We start from the raw sequence: 13,830 nt of genomic DNA on the forward strand, positions 1-13,830 counted from the left end.
GGCGTATATGTGAAAAATCTGATTAAGGGGATTGAAGACTACTTTACGGCCGGTCACAGAATGCCCTGGTGGCTGGCGGCTATTTCCCACCATATGTCGGGGTACAGCGCCTTTGCCTTTATAGCATACGCCAGTGTTGCATATAAAGTGGGTTTTCCGATTTACACCCTTTGGGCGGTGACTATCGCCATCGCAATGGTCATGGGTGCTCTTGTGTTTGCACCGCGCTGGACCAATCTCGGCCTTTACAAAAAGGTTGTTTACACCGCTGGAAATTATGGAGCCGCGGTATGGTCTCCTTCTTCATATTTAAGTATCCCATGCATGGCTCATGGACTCTGAACACCGGCGGCTCATTGCTCATAACGGCTATCGTTTTTATAGCTGAAGGCTATATTTCCAAGATGCCGCCTGAAAACAGGCTGAAGTGGATGAAATCTTTGAGATACTGGAAAGAAAACGATTATAAACATTTATTTAAACAAGATAAAATTGTTATGAGCCACGTCAGCGTAAAGCCCGGGGAGCGTGTTCCTCCTCATGTACACGACAATGAAGAGCAGACCTACTGGATAATTAGTGGAAAAGGGTATGCCGCACCGTTGAAAAATTAATCGAGAGAGGTATAGATCCTCCGGTAATCGTCAGCGTAAATACTCCCGATGCGGGGAAGAGAAATCAGCGCTACTTTGAAAAATACTACAATGTCTTAAAAAGATTATAAGGTTTTATCTTTACAGTTTAAAAAACCGGTATTATTATTTTAAGGAGAGATGGAAGATGAGTAAAGAAACGGAGTTCTATTTAAAGAAAGTAATAGATTTGTTCTCTGTTATTGAGAGGGAGAATAAAGTTGCGATTGACAGAGCTTCGGATATAATGGTGGAGGCCATAGAAAAAGACAGGTTAATTCACGTGATAGGCCCCGGGGGGCATTCCAATATTGGAGCTGAAGAAATGTTCTACAGGGCGGGCGGTCTTGTGCCTGTAAACCCCATACTTGATCAGGGAACCGCTCTGATCTGTGGAGCTTTTCGATCAACGGTGATTGAAAGAACTCCCGGTTACGGCAAAGCAGTGCTCGATAGCTACGGAGTGGGCGGCGGTGAATAGTTGACGTTTTTGTAGACAGCCATCTGCCACTGGGCGACGCTGTTGTTGAATTTGAAAATTTTGGGGAAAAGGTAGCACCTACATCAACTCTTGTCAACAGTTTTACGGTAAATCTACTGGTCGTTGAGACCGTAAGAAAATTGCTGGAAAAAGGCATAAACCCGCCGGTCTGGCGCAGTGCCAATATGCCAGGTGGAGATGAAGCAAATAAAAAGTATTTTGAAAAGTATATGGGGAGAATTAAACATTTGAGATAGTTTAAATAGAAAGGCATGGCCATGAACTATAACGGCTTACTGGAATCCATTGCGACAATAATCATACTTACGGGAATTGGCTTTTTGGCGGCGAAGCTTGGAATAATTAAGCAAAATGATACAAAAGCCCTTTCCAATCTGATTTTTTATATAACTTCCCCGGCTCTGATACTTTCCAACGTCACAGGATATTTTACCCGGGACACGGTACTGTCATCTCTCGCCGTTCCTCAGTTTGCCGTACTGATGACTCTCCTTTCGTTAATTGCGGCATATGCAGTTGGAAAGATAATTAAAATTGAAGATCAAACGCAAATAGATGTGTTCTACCTGACCGTTTCCTTTTGCAATACGGTGTTTATTGGGTTACCTATTGTGACGTCCATATACGGTGAAAGCGCGGCCGGTTTTGTGTTTTTCTATGACCTGGGTTCGGGGATGGTACTCTGGACGCTGGGGATGAAACTTGCCTGTAAGGGCTGTTGCACAGGTGAATATGAAAAATCACAGGAGGCTGGGAACTCCTTAAAGGGATGTCTTTTCACACTGGGTCGCTTTTTAAAGAACCTCATCAACCCACCCCTGGTAGCGCTGACCGTGGCCGTTTTTATGGTCATGCTGGAAATTCCCTTGCCGGGCATAATAAGCAGAACGGCAAAGACTGTGGGGGATATCACCATCCCCCTTTCCATGTTGTTTATAGGGATGGCCGTAGGCCATTCTCGTATTTCCGGGGAAATATTCGATACCCTGGTAATGTGGGCGGCCTTTATCAGGCTTATAATCTCCCCCCTCCTGGTGGGAGGAGTCGTATATTTTGTGCCGGTTCCTTTGATTCTCAAAAAGGTAATTACCATTGAGGCCGCAATGCCCGTCATGATGTTTACAGCCATTCTGGCCGATAAGTACAATAAACATTCGGAGTTTGCGGCTAAAACGGTTTTAATCACCACATTTCTTTCCATGGTTACAATTCCGGCGGTAGTTTATTTGCTGGAATTGATTTACTAGATTAGAACAAGAAATCCCTTGAAAAGTTGGAGGCATGAATGATGAGCAAAATCACCACTTTCAAATCAGACAATCTGCTGATTAATATATATAATAATCGCAAAGAATTAGGGTATGCCGCCGCCAGTGACACCGCCTCTAAAATAAAAGAACTTTTATCTCATAAAAAAGAACTAAACATGGTATTTGCAGCGGCGCCGTCCCAGGACGAGTTTTTGGAAGAACTTACGAAAATCCATGGCATACAGTGGCACAGGATAAATGCCTTCCACCTGGATGAATACATCGGCCTTTCGGAGGACGCACCTCAGAGGTTTGGCAGGTATTTACATGACAGGATTTTTTCTAAAGTGCCTTTCAAATCTGTAAATTACTTAAACGGCAATGCAGAGGATATTCAGGCGGAATGTGAGCGCTACGGGAAACTCATGCCGGGTAAAAACAAAGCCGTGGCGGTAAAATCCGCAGTGGAAAGCCCGGTTTCGGAAAAATGCCCCGCATCTATTTTGAGAAAGCACTCCAACGCCGTGCTGTACCTGGATGAAGATTCGGCATCCGAGTTGGAAGTTGCCAAAAATTGATATGTGGTTATGAGGTGATGGCCGTGAAATTGCTTATTAAAAACGGAAATATCCTTACCCCCTTCCGTGAGATTACGGGCGGTGGGCTGCTGGTGGAAGGTGGCGTAATATCCGAGGTGCTTGAAACGGAGCAGGACGTGCGCAGAGCGGAATCAAAACTTACGGCGGCACAAAAAGACAGTAAAGTCATCGATGCCGGCGGAAACTACATCGCCCCCGGCTTTATAGACATCCACACCCACGGCGCCGGCGGGCATGATTTCATGGACGGCACTGTGGAAGCCATTCTTGAAGCCGCCGGAGCACATATGCGGCACGGCACCACTTCTCTGGTGCCCACCACTTTGACCAGCTCGCTGGAAGACCTGTTCAAAACACTGGACAATTTTAAAAAAGCCAGAGAAAAGCATGACGGTCCGGAGCTTCTGGGCCTTCACCTGGAAGGACCCTATTTTTCCATGGAACAGCGAGGCGCCCAGGACCCCAGATTCATTAAAAACCCCGACAGGGAAGAATACATGAAAATCCTGGATTATTCAGGAGATATCATCCGCTGGACCGTGGCGCCGGAGCTGGAAGGGGCCCTGGAAATGGGAAGTGAGCTCAAAAGCCGGGGCGTACTCCCATCGATAGGACACAGCAACGCCATCTACGAGGATGTGCAAAGAGCGTTTGAAAACGGTTTTACGCATGTTACCCACCTGTATTCCGGCATGTCAATGGTACGGAGAATTAACGCCTACCGCTATGCCGGGGTGGTGGAGAGCGCTTTCCTGATCGACGATATGACTGTGGAAATCATAGCCGACGGCAAACATCTGCCTCAGAGCCTGCTTAAGCTCATATACAAAATAAAAGGCCCCGACAGGATATGCCTGGTCACCGACTCCATGCGGGCCGCGGGCATGCCCGACGGCGAGTATATCCTGGGAAGCTTAAAAAGCGGTCAAAAGGTAATAGTCGAAGAAGGAGTGGCCAAGCTCCCGGACCGCAGTGCCTTTGCAGGCAGCGTGGCCACCGCCGACAGGCTTGTGAAGACAATGGTGGAAATAGCCGGTGTCCCACTCATCGATGCTGTAAGAATGATGACCAGCACCCCCGCACGGATTATCGGAGCGGCCGGGCGAAAAGGTGTCCTCGCACCCGGGAAGGATGCGGATATTATAATCTTTGACGAAAGGATAAATATCAAAACCGTCATAACGAGAGGAACCGTCAGGTTTAATTCTTGAAATAAATCCCATAACAATGGCATAAACGGGCAGCATGATGCTTTTTAGCTTTTCGGCTTTGGCCCCCTATGACCCTTTTACAAAATGGTCAGGGGGGTTTTTGCAATTTTTATAGAAAGAGAAAGATTAAGGGACGAAAAAGAAGGTTTTTGGCACATATTGTAGAATAATATCCATTAATGCATAAATAAAAGGCGATAAAAATCTATAAATATGGTGCAAAGCTTATGGGCTTGCAGGAAATTACAAAAAGCATACTTGATGTTTTGTTCCCCCCCAGGCCTTACTGCATTGTGTGTTCGGGGAGGCTTAAAACCGGCGAAAGGTTTTTGTGCGGTGAATGTGAAAAAAAGATAGTGGCCATTGAGCCGCCCATGTGCAAAAAATGCGGGAGACCGTTTTGGGGTCGTTACGATGAGAGTGGGCCTTTTGCCTCCCAATTTCTGTGTGGTGATTGCCGGTCAAAGCGCCATTATTTTGTGGAGGCGAGATCCTGCGGGCGTTACGAAGGAGTTCTAAAACACCTCATCCACGAATTCAAATACCGCGGCAGGCGCGACCTTTCGAAATACCTGGGCGGCAGGATGGTTTCCACCTTGAAAACCCTCGGATGGCCGGAGTTCGACTGTGCGGTTCCGGTGCCCCTGCATATAAAGAGGGAAAGAGAGCGGGGGTATAACCAGGCCGCCTTACTGGCCGGCGTACTGGGCCGGGAGGTGAATTTGCCGGTATGCAGAGCCCTTGTCAGGGTAAAACCCACGGAACACCAGACTTTTCTGGATAAAGCCTGCAGGGAAAAAAACCTGACGGGAGCTTTTGCCGCCGCCGGTGGGGTTAACTTAAAAGGCAAAACCGTACTTTTGATTGACGATGTCTATACCACCGGATCCACGGCCGACGAGTGTTCCAGAAGCCTTCTGGATGCGGGGGCGGCAAAAGTGTTTGTTCTGACATGTGCGCGGGGATGATTGAGATTAAAAAAAATCCTAAAAAAATCGATAATATTTATGGAGGCGGTTTGTATGGAGCTCCGCAACTGCCCTGAGTGCGGAAAGCTGTTTGTATACACGGTGAAAAACCTGTGCCCCGATTGTGTGAAAAAGGAAGAAGAAGATTTTGAGAAGGTCCGGGACTACCTCTACGATAATCCCGGTGCCACGATTGAGGAAGTGTCGGAAAAGACCGGAGTTGACAGCAAAAAGGTGCTGGAATTCTTAAGGGAGGGCCGCCTGGTGCTGAAAAATGCCAACGCCGGCATATTGAGCTGTGAGATGTGCGGCGCCCCGATCCTTACCGGCAGGTACTGCGACAAGTGTGCCGGTGATATGAAAAAGAGACTGGATGTCATAAAAAAGAGCCCCTTCGGAGTCAATCAGGATATGAAAGGGAAGATTCATCTCTCCAAGCTTCAAAAAGACGATAAATAGAAAAACATAACGGAAAACGGTCGATTTTGCCCGGTAATCCACCCTTAAACGCCCCTTATCGAGATATTTGGCATTTATCTAAGAATATTTGTTATTCGATAAATAAATTAGGAAATAAAAAAGGGGGCTGCACGGCAGTGAACATCTCTCGCAGTCAACTGGATAGCATAATAAATTTATATAAAACCTGCCCAAAGGAAGCCAAAAGTCGAGATAAGGAAAAAACACGGCAAAACTACACCGACCAGCTGAATATATCAACCTCCGCCATGGAGTTTATGGAGGCCGTAAAAATTGCATCCAGAAGCGACGAGGTAAGGGCCGAAAAGGTGGAGGCGCTGAGGCAAAAGATACAGAGCGGCACCTATGATATAGACGGAAAACTCGTTGCCGAAAAAATCATAGAAGAATTCAGGACCGGCAGACTGGTATAAAGGTAAAGGGGCGAGACGAGGGGGCATTAAAATGGTATCCACAGATAAAAGAGCTGGCGCTTTAATCATGAGTTTATTGAGAGATGAATTAAACGCTTACAAAGAGTTGTTGAAACTCGCCGAAAGAAAAACTGATGTCCTGGTAAAAGGCGATGTAAAGGTTTTAGACGAAATAACAAAAATCGAGCAGGAAATGATTGCAAAGCTCGGCAGAATGGAAGCAGAAAGATATGACCTGGTAAAGCAACTGGCGGAGGCCATGCATAAAGACCCATCAGAGATAACCGCCACCTTTGTAAAAGATGTTCTGCCGCCGCAAGAAACGGAGAATTTTACAAAAATATACCAAGAATTTAAAGACGTATTAAAGAAAATCGACGAAAAAAACAGGGTCAATGAACGGCTTATAAAAAAAGCCCTGGAATATATCAACTTTTCCATAGATCTTTTGACCGGTGCCGGCGAGCCCAAAACGGGCTACGGCGCCGACGGGCAGAGCGCCCGCCAGCGGGCGTTTCATTTTGTAGACAGGAAAGCATGATGAGGCGGTGAAGGAATGTCCAATTTTTTCGGTATTGAAATCGCAAAAAAAGCCCTTTTTGCGCAACAAAGAGCGCTTCAGACAGTTGCTCATAATGTCGCAAATGCCAATACGCCGGGATATTCCCGCCAGCGGGCGGTTATGGAGGCCACGTTCACCAGACCATACGGGGGAATGTATTTCGGAGGAGCATTACAACTGGGTTCCGGAGTAAAAATACAAGATGTAACCAGGATCAGAGATGCGTTCAGAGACATGCAATACAGAGATGAAAACTCCGCCCTGGGGGAATGGGAGTTTCAGGCCGATTCATTGAAGCAGATAGAAGCGGTTTTTAATGAGCCTTCGGATATAGGTATTTCTTCGGTTCTTACTCAGTTCTGGCAATCTCTCGAAGAACTTTCAAAAAATCCGGAGGCAGTGGAAATTAGAGAAACCGTAAAAGAGAGGGCCGTTACGCTCTCAAACACAATAAACCACACCGCAAATCAATTGTATGAAATACTGAATGATGTCAATTTCAGGATATCGGTTAAAGTAGAAGAAGTAAATACTCTTTCAAAGCAGATTAGTGAATTAAACGCCCAGATTCAGCAGCTGGAAATCGCCGGAGTAACCGCAAGCGATCTGCGGGATAAGCGAGATGTGTTGCTTGACGAACTTTCTAAACTTTTACAGATAAATACATATGAAGATGAAAATGGCCAGTTCACCGTAAACGTAGGTGGCACTATACTTGTAAAAGGTTCGGAACATGAGCGTATGAAGTTTGATCAAGGCGATTTGTCTTCCGGCATAAAATGGGAAACGTATAATACTGACGTAAATCTTTCAAAGGGCGAACTCAAAGGCTTAATAAATCTAAGAGATAACAAAATAAAGGCATACATTAACTCGATAAAAACTTTTGCGAAGACCTTCGCCGAAAAGTTTAATGAGATACATAAAGGCGGATTTGACCTGAACGGCGATCCGGGAGTCGAATTCTTTATATTTACGGATTCGGAGTCCGGCGACTTTTTATCTGTTAACAAGGTGATACAGGACGATTTAAGTAAAATTGCGGCTGCCGCCACGAAAACCGGCATTCCCGGGGACAACCGAAATGCAATAAAACTTGCCAATCTAAAATTCGAAAAAATAGCGGAATTGAATGGAACTTTAGACGACTATTATGGAGCATTGATTTCAAGGCTTGGTATAGATTCGCAGGAAGCAAATCGGATGATGGAAAGCCAGGAATTCATGGTAAGCCAGCTTGACCAGCAGCGAAAAGAAATTTCTGCGGTCTCTCTGGATGAAGAAATGGCAAAAATGGTGATGTATCAGCATGCTTACAACGCTGCTGCGAGGGTAGTTACAGCTATTGACGAAATGTTGGATACCGTCGTAAACAGAATGGGCATAACGGGAAGGTAGTGATGTAAATGAGAATAACCCAGGGAATGATTACGGAGTCCTTTATAAGAAACCTCTCGTATAATTTAAGAAGGCTCGGCGAAAAAGAAGACATGCTTTCTTCCGGTAAAAGAGTAAGGATTCCTTCAGACGATCCGGTATCGGCCGTGCTGGCCATGAGATTAAGAGGAACCCTCAAATCTCTGGAACAGTATGTAAATAACGATAGTGATGCATTGACATGGCTTAACAATACCGAGAGTGCCCTGGCAAATACGGGAGATATACTTCAACGCATCCGGGAGCTTACCGTATATGCCAGCAACGGAGCCCTTACCGCGGAAGACAGGAAAACCATCCTTGACGAGGTAACCCAGTTGAAACTCCAGCTTCTGCAGGAAGCCAACACCAGCTATAATAATAGATATTTGTTTGGCAATTACTACACTGACAAACCGCCATTTTACATGGATGTTGACGGGAGTATAAAGGCAAACAGCGCATTTAATTTGCCTCAAAAGGCGGAATTGATTAACGGCGGTGGAACTGGCATAACAGGAGAGGCAGTCGATTTGAACAACCTGGGTGCCAGTGTGACAGTAGGAGAATATAAGATTGTAGTCTCAAATTATGATGGAGTAAGCGGGACTGCCGATATTGAAATAAGAGATAGCATGGATAATGTTGTCGCCCAGAAAACAGGAGTTTCAATCAATTCTGACAACCAGGTAATTGATGGCGTTTCAGGGCCGGCATGGAACTTCGAACTTGACCTGGGGAAGAATCAGATAACCGGCAACGGTACAGCTGTAATAAAATTAACCCAGGATAATATAAAATACAATCTCGGAAGGCTGAATGACATTCAGGTTAACGTCAACGGGAATGAATTATATACGGATATATTTAAGGTGGTAGAGTCAATAGAAAATGATTTGCTGAACGATAATATTTCCGGCCTTTCAAGTAAACTTTCGGATTTGGATAACTGCGTTGATCTGGTTTTAAAATTTCGCTCTCAGGTGGGCGCGAAAACCAACCGCCTTGAGGCCACAAAAGCGCGCCTGGAGTCTAACAACATTGACTTTACGGCACTTCTTTCCAAAACAGAGGATATAGATTTTGCAAAAGTCGTAATGGAATTAAAAATGGATGAAAGCGTTTACAGAGCCGCCCTGGCGGTGGGGGCAAGAATAATTCAACCCACCCTGGTGGATTTTCTGAAGTAAAAAGGATGAAATAGAATGACTTCCACAACTGCCCTGAATATGAGATATACTCTCGACATAAAAATAAAATTCGGTAAGCTCGGTGTGAAAATTGAGCGCGGGGAATTTAATATCCGCCTGCCCGGACCTGAAGACGTTATCCAACTGCGGCAGGAACCGCCCGAATTAAAGTTAAAAACCACATATCCTGAACTGGAATTGAATTTATCCCGTTGCTTTTACGATATGGGATTAAAACCGTATCACGAGCTGGCCAGGGATATATATAATGAGTCCAAAAATTCTATTTTGAATTTCATAGAGAAAAAAGCACGGGAAGGAGATATACTCGCCGATTCCCGGGGGCTGGAGGAATTTCTGAAGATAGTAGAAGAGGAGTCTTTTGGCGGGGAAAAAGAAATAAATACCGCCGCTGTACCCGAAAGTTTTCCCCGCGGTGACTTAAAGGAAGGAAAAGTGGAAATTGAATACATTCCCGGCCGGATAAAGGTAAAGCCCTCTTATAAAACAGGCAGGGTAATTTTTAAAAAGGCAAAAGTGTATATATCACTTGCGGAAAATCCTTATATCAAGATAAAAGCGTTACCCATTAAAACCACTTTTGACAAAAGGGTATGAGAGGTCGTTTTGATGTTCATAAATACAAGAGATTTTGGGAGAATTGAAATAGATGGAGGGGATGTAATAAAATTCCCCGACGGGCTGCCGGGATTTGACGAGCTGCGAAAATTTATACTTTTGGCCCATCCGGGGAATGAAAAGGTAAAATGGCTTCAATCCATTGAGAACCCGGACGTGTCCATTCCCCTGGTAAACCCGGTGGAACTTTTTCCCGAGTATGATCCGATAATTTCGAAAGAAAATTTAAAGAGGCTGAATTTAACTTCTAAAAGAGAAGCCCTGATATTGTGCGTAATAGCGGTACCCGGTGATGCCGGCAGGCCTACCGTTAATCTCAAAGCTCCGGTCGTAATTAACACCCTTCAAAGGGTCGCAGACCAGGTTATAGTCGAAAACGAAAACTATCAGGTAAGACACCCTATTCCTTTAAAAACAAGGGGTGAATGAATGCTCGTACTTACCAGAAAAATCGGCGAAAGCCTTTTAATTGGAAGCCGGATAAAGGTAACAGTGATTGAGATTGAGGGGGATAGGGTTAAACTGGCTGTTGATGCTCCCAAAGATGTAAAAATTCTGCGCGAGGAGCTGTACTGCGAGATTGCCGGGGAGAACAAAAAGGCCGCAAGTGTGGATTATGAAGTTTTAAAAGACATTTTATGAGAAATCAAGAAATTTAAGCATACGAGCATAAAATTTGAAGAAATACCGGAAAAATGCGGTATAAAGCTTATAAGAAGCAAAAATTAGTATTAACGATGGGGCCCTGATTTAACGATAAACAGTATAGAAACAAGATTTTCGGTCCGGCCGGCCGATAAAATACGCCGCAGGGATGCGGAAAAAAATCAGGGAGGATGATTTTTAATGAGGATTAATCACAATATCAGCGCGCTTTTTGCTTACAACAGCCTGCAGAAAACTAATACTGCCATGGACAAGACCCTGGAGAAACTGTCTTCCGGTCTCAGGATAAACAGAGCAGGAGACGACGCTGCGGGCCTTGCCATATCTGAAAAGATGAGAGGCCAGATTTCAGGCCTGAATCAGGCCGCAAGAAACGCCCAGGACGCCATTTCCCTCATTCAGACGGCTGAGGGCGCTCTGAACGAGACCCACAGCATACTTCAGAGGATGAGGGAACTTGCCGTACAGGCGGCAAACGACACCTACACATCCGCAGATAGAGCAAAGATAAAAGATGAAATGATTAATTTAAAACAGGAAATCGATAGGATTGCAGGACAGACTGAGTTTAATAAGCAAAAATTATTAACCGGGAGCTTTAGTGGAAAAATATTCCATATTGGAGCCAACAGCGGGCAAACAATATCACTTAGTATAGCTGCAATGTATGCAAGTGCTTTAAATGCTAGTCTTACTGCAAATAAGATAAATAGTATTGCTGGTGCCAGTGGTCAGAAGGTAGCAGAAACTCTTATAACTCTCATTGATGACGCAATTTCAAAAGTTTCAGATGAGCGTTCCAAACTCGGTGCCAATCAGAACAGGCTGGAGCATACCATAAACAACCTTAACACCGCGGCAGAGAACCTCACTGCAGCGGAATCCCGCATCAGAGATGTTGATATGGCCGCTGAAATGATGAACTTTACAAAGTATCAAATCTTAGCTGAAGCCGGCAATGCCATGCTGGCCCAGGCCAATATGAAACCCCAGTCCGTATTGAAGTTATTGGGTTAATAAAGACAGCCGGTCGGCTGACTCTGTCGGCCGACCGGCTTAATCTTTAACGCAGGGTGGTTGATATGAAGATTGGCCCGAATCAAATTTCCACCTTCAGGGGTGTTCAGAACATTTTGCCGGGAACTGATAGTAAAGAAGTCGTCGATAGAAATAATTATACAAAAGATGTAGCATCTGAAATAATAAGCAGCACAGATAAAAAAGTATTAAGCAACATGGAACTGGATGACGCAGTAAGAAAAATCAACGATACCATAAGAATATTCGACCGGAGATATCATTTCAAAATCGATGAAGACAGCGATAAAATTATAGTCCAGATAATAAACAACCAGACGGGAGAAATAATAAGAGAGGTGCCTCCCGAAGAGGTGTTGAAGCTTGCAGCCAGGATAAAAGAACTGCTGGGGCTTTTTGTGGATGAAAGGAGGTAATGGATGTGAGAGTTTCAGGCCTTGTATCCGGTCTTGACGTGGATACCCTGGTATCACAGCTCATGGAAATAGAGAGAAGACCCCTTTACCTGCTGGAACAAAGGAAAACATCTTATGATTTGAAAAAAAGCCTGTGGCAGGAGATAAATACAAGTTTAGCATCATTAAAGACTACTCTTGACCCATTGCTAGACAAAAGCACCTACAATTCTAAAAAAATTACCATAAGCGATGAAAATATTTTAACGGCTACGTACAATTCAGATGCAGTTGTTTCAAAATATGATATTAATGTCATCACCCTTGCAAGTTTTTTGACCGTGGCAAGCGACAGGCAGGGAGATATAAATGCTTCACTGGGGCTGAGCGGCACCTTTAAAATAGGTGACGGAGCGAAGACCTCAACTGCCATTACAGTGAACAGCACTGACTCCCTGAAAGATATAATGGATAAAATTAATTCAGCGATAGACGCAGATGGAAATAAAATAAACGTAGAAGCTTCGATTGTGGATAACAGGCTCATACTTAAAGGAATCACGGCAAATGACAATATTGTCATATCTGAAGATGTAAATGGGATTTTTGTAAGTCTGGGAGTCCTAAACCCGGACCTTACTACTTTTAAGAACAAAATCAGTGACGCGAGTTACGGTTCGATGCAAGTGAACGGCGTAGCCGTCTCCTTTGACAAAAACACCGGGCTTGAAAATATCATCCCAGGCGTGACTCTAAACCTTAAATCTCAGGGCACCGCCACCCTGGAAATTCAGAGAGATGCCGATACGGCTATTAATGCTGTCAAGCAGTTTGTGGATAAATACAATGCGCTGCTCGATCTGATCAACCGGCGATTGTCTGAAAAACCCATTCAAAATCCTGCTAATGACAGCGAAAGGAAAATAGGTCTTTTAAGAGGAGATTTTAACCTGATAGATATAAAGGGCTCTTTGAGAAAAATGGTTTCCGATCCGGTATCGGGTTTGAACACTTACAATATTTTGGCAAAAGTGGGAATAACGACCGAAAGTACGGATTTTGGAAAATCGGGCAAGCTGATTGTGGATGAAGCTAAATTGAGAGATGTTCTGGAAAAAGATCCGGACGCTGTATACAACCTGTTTGCCTTCCGCCAGGACGTGGACACCGACGGAAAAGTTGAGGCGTCGGAAAAGGGTGTAGCCGAAAGGGTAAAGGATTACGTGGATTTTCTGACAGGTTTTACTTCAGGCATTATCACAAAAAAGCTTTCTTCATTTGACACTATAATAAAAGATTACGATAATCGAATAGAGGATATGGAGAAACGGCTGGATGAAGTGGAACAGAGGTATTACCGGCAGTTTACGGAGATGGAGAAAGCCCTTTCGGCCATGAGAAATCAATCAGCCTGGCTCAACAACCAGATCAACATGTTTAATGGGGAATAGGTGGAATGAACATGGAATCAAAGCCTTATGAGTTGGTGTGGGAAGGGATACTGACAGCTGAGGATTATTTAAAAAAGCTGGTGGAAGCATTAAAGAAAATAGTTGACCTGATTTACGAAGATAAAGAGGGAGAAGCTATTTCGCTGTACATAAACGCCATTGAAGGCATGGACTGGTTTTCCCACATAATTGTAGGTCTGAACACCTGGGGGATAGATGAGGCGGGCAGCTTCAGCGGGATGTTCGGAGAGGAAGTAAATGAATACAAAAATATTTTGACCAACCTCCTTCAGGCATGGGAAAATAGAGATATGGTGTTGATAAGAGACATTACAGAGTATGAACTCATACCCGTTTTAGAGAAATGGGAATGTACGGTGGATGAAGTCATAAAAGCGAGAGCCAACAGGTGAAAACA

Annotated in this window: 19 protein-coding genes; all 19 read left to right on the top strand. The window is 44.5% G+C overall.

From position 1 onward, the window contains the following. Nucleotides 1-9 precede the first annotated feature (9 nt). Entirely contained in the window at nucleotides 10-342 is a 333-nt protein-coding gene (locus tag ACKX14_RS09200; protein ID WP_422446885.1) for a sodium:solute symporter family transporter, read from the top strand. A 98-nt stretch (nucleotides 343-440) separates the two neighbouring features. Then, the gene (locus ACKX14_RS09205) at nucleotides 441-614 is read left to right on the top strand and encodes a cupin domain-containing protein (protein ID WP_422446887.1); all 174 of its coding nucleotides are present in this window, start codon (nucleotides 441-443) and stop codon (nucleotides 612-614) included. Nucleotides 615-780: 166 nt separating this feature from the next. Further along, nucleotides 781-1,113, top strand: a complete 333-nt coding sequence (locus tag ACKX14_RS09210) for an SIS domain-containing protein (RefSeq protein ID WP_422446889.1) — start codon at nucleotides 781-783, stop codon at nucleotides 1,111-1,113. A 278-nt stretch (nucleotides 1,114-1,391) separates the two neighbouring features. Further along, on the top strand, nucleotides 1,392-2,381 hold the full coding sequence (locus ACKX14_RS09215) for an AEC family transporter (RefSeq protein ID WP_422446891.1): 990 nt from the start codon (nucleotides 1,392-1,394) through the stop codon (nucleotides 2,379-2,381). 41 nt (nucleotides 2,382-2,422) lie between these two features. Then, the gene (locus ACKX14_RS09220; protein WP_422446893.1) at nucleotides 2,423-2,962 is read left to right on the top strand and encodes a sugar phosphate isomerase family; all 540 of its coding nucleotides are present in this window, start codon (nucleotides 2,423-2,425) and stop codon (nucleotides 2,960-2,962) included. A 17-nt stretch (nucleotides 2,963-2,979) separates the two neighbouring features. Then, entirely contained in the window at nucleotides 2,980-4,194 is a 1,215-nt protein-coding gene (gene nagA / locus ACKX14_RS09225) for an N-acetylglucosamine-6-phosphate deacetylase (RefSeq protein ID WP_422446969.1), read from the top strand. 227 nt (nucleotides 4,195-4,421) lie between these two features. Then, nucleotides 4,422-5,162 (top strand): ComF family protein, encoded by a 741-nt coding sequence (locus ACKX14_RS09230; protein WP_422446895.1) that lies wholly within the window; start codon nucleotides 4,422-4,424, stop codon nucleotides 5,160-5,162. Nucleotides 5,163-5,216: 54 nt separating this feature from the next. Further along, complete coding sequence (locus ACKX14_RS09235; RefSeq protein ID WP_422446897.1) at nucleotides 5,217-5,621, top strand: TIGR03826 family flagellar region protein; 405 nt, start codon at nucleotides 5,217-5,219, stop codon at nucleotides 5,619-5,621. A 137-nt stretch (nucleotides 5,622-5,758) separates the two neighbouring features. Beyond that, nucleotides 5,759-6,055, top strand: coding sequence for a flagellar biosynthesis anti-sigma factor FlgM (gene flgM / locus ACKX14_RS09240; protein WP_422446899.1), 297 nt, complete (start codon nucleotides 5,759-5,761; stop codon nucleotides 6,053-6,055). Nucleotides 6,056-6,086: 31 nt separating this feature from the next. Next, nucleotides 6,087-6,596 carry a flagellar protein FlgN gene (locus ACKX14_RS09245; protein WP_422446901.1) on the top strand — a complete coding sequence of 170 codons (510 nt, stop codon included), beginning with the start codon at nucleotides 6,087-6,089 and terminating at the stop codon, nucleotides 6,594-6,596. A gap of 15 nt (nucleotides 6,597-6,611) precedes the next feature. After that, nucleotides 6,612-8,015 (top strand): flagellar hook-associated protein FlgK, encoded by a 1,404-nt coding sequence (gene flgK / locus ACKX14_RS09250; RefSeq protein ID WP_422446902.1) that lies wholly within the window; start codon nucleotides 6,612-6,614, stop codon nucleotides 8,013-8,015. Nucleotides 8,016-8,023: 8 nt separating this feature from the next. Then, complete coding sequence (flgL, locus tag ACKX14_RS09255; RefSeq protein ID WP_422446904.1) at nucleotides 8,024-9,223, top strand: flagellar hook-associated protein FlgL; 1,200 nt, start codon at nucleotides 8,024-8,026, stop codon at nucleotides 9,221-9,223. A gap of 15 nt (nucleotides 9,224-9,238) precedes the next feature. Next, nucleotides 9,239-9,841 (top strand): DUF6470 family protein, encoded by a 603-nt coding sequence (locus tag ACKX14_RS09260; RefSeq protein WP_422446906.1) that lies wholly within the window; start codon nucleotides 9,239-9,241, stop codon nucleotides 9,839-9,841. A 12-nt stretch (nucleotides 9,842-9,853) separates the two neighbouring features. Beyond that, the gene (gene fliW, locus ACKX14_RS09265) at nucleotides 9,854-10,291 is read left to right on the top strand and encodes a flagellar assembly protein FliW (protein WP_422446908.1); all 438 of its coding nucleotides are present in this window, start codon (nucleotides 9,854-9,856) and stop codon (nucleotides 10,289-10,291) included. Continuing rightward, entirely contained in the window at nucleotides 10,292-10,504 is a 213-nt protein-coding gene (gene csrA, locus ACKX14_RS09270) for a carbon storage regulator CsrA (protein ID WP_422446910.1), read from the top strand. It begins immediately after the preceding gene. Between the two features lie 204 nt (nucleotides 10,505-10,708). After that, nucleotides 10,709-11,545 (top strand): flagellin N-terminal helical domain-containing protein, encoded by an 837-nt coding sequence (locus ACKX14_RS09275; RefSeq protein WP_422446912.1) that lies wholly within the window; start codon nucleotides 10,709-10,711, stop codon nucleotides 11,543-11,545. Between the two features lie 65 nt (nucleotides 11,546-11,610). Beyond that, entirely contained in the window at nucleotides 11,611-11,982 is a 372-nt protein-coding gene (locus ACKX14_RS09280) for a flagellar protein FlaG (RefSeq protein ID WP_422446914.1), read from the top strand. Between the two features lie 5 nt (nucleotides 11,983-11,987). Beyond that, a complete protein-coding gene (fliD, locus tag ACKX14_RS09285) occupies nucleotides 11,988-13,412 on the top strand; it encodes a flagellar filament capping protein FliD (protein ID WP_422446916.1) in 1,425 nt (474 codons plus the stop codon). A gap of 11 nt (nucleotides 13,413-13,423) precedes the next feature. After that, entirely contained in the window at nucleotides 13,424-13,825 is a 402-nt protein-coding gene (locus ACKX14_RS09290; protein WP_422446918.1) for a DUF8042 domain-containing protein, read from the top strand. The last annotated feature ends 5 nt before the right edge of the window (nucleotides 13,826-13,830 follow it).

Source organism: Thermorhabdus hydrogeniformans (assembly GCF_049310025.1).
Classification (GTDB): Bacteria; Bacillota; Thermosediminibacteria; order Thermosediminibacterales; family Tepidanaerobacteraceae; genus JBJYKD01.

Excerpts from the sequence above, each read along its gene's own strand:
- ACKX14_RS09210 (WP_422446889.1), top strand. The coding sequence starts at position 781 with ATGAGTAAAGAAACGGAGTTCTATTTAAAGAAAGTAATAGATTTGTTC.
- ACKX14_RS09215 (WP_422446891.1), top strand. The coding sequence starts at position 1,392 with ATGAACTATAACGGCTTACTGGAATCCATTGCGACAATAATCATACTT.
- ACKX14_RS09220 (WP_422446893.1), top strand. The coding sequence starts at position 2,423 with ATGAGCAAAATCACCACTTTCAAATCAGACAATCTGCTGATTAATATA.
- nagA (WP_422446969.1), top strand. The coding sequence starts at position 2,980 with ATGGCCGTGAAATTGCTTATTAAAAACGGAAATATCCTTACCCCCTTC.
- ACKX14_RS09230 (WP_422446895.1), top strand. The coding sequence starts at position 4,422 with ATGGGCTTGCAGGAAATTACAAAAAGCATACTTGATGTTTTGTTCCCC.
- ACKX14_RS09235 (WP_422446897.1), top strand. The coding sequence starts at position 5,217 with ATGGAGCTCCGCAACTGCCCTGAGTGCGGAAAGCTGTTTGTATACACG.
- ACKX14_RS09245 (WP_422446901.1), top strand. The coding sequence starts at position 6,087 with ATGGTATCCACAGATAAAAGAGCTGGCGCTTTAATCATGAGTTTATTG.
- flgK (WP_422446902.1), top strand. The coding sequence starts at position 6,612 with ATGTCCAATTTTTTCGGTATTGAAATCGCAAAAAAAGCCCTTTTTGCG.
- flgL (WP_422446904.1), top strand. The coding sequence starts at position 8,024 with ATGAGAATAACCCAGGGAATGATTACGGAGTCCTTTATAAGAAACCTC.
- ACKX14_RS09260 (WP_422446906.1), top strand. The coding sequence starts at position 9,239 with ATGACTTCCACAACTGCCCTGAATATGAGATATACTCTCGACATAAAA.
- fliW (WP_422446908.1), top strand. The coding sequence starts at position 9,854 with ATGTTCATAAATACAAGAGATTTTGGGAGAATTGAAATAGATGGAGGG.
- csrA (WP_422446910.1), top strand. The coding sequence starts at position 10,292 with ATGCTCGTACTTACCAGAAAAATCGGCGAAAGCCTTTTAATTGGAAGC.
- ACKX14_RS09275 (WP_422446912.1), top strand. The coding sequence starts at position 10,709 with ATGAGGATTAATCACAATATCAGCGCGCTTTTTGCTTACAACAGCCTG.
- ACKX14_RS09280 (WP_422446914.1), top strand. The coding sequence starts at position 11,611 with ATGAAGATTGGCCCGAATCAAATTTCCACCTTCAGGGGTGTTCAGAAC.
- ACKX14_RS09290 (WP_422446918.1), top strand. The coding sequence starts at position 13,424 with ATGGAATCAAAGCCTTATGAGTTGGTGTGGGAAGGGATACTGACAGCT.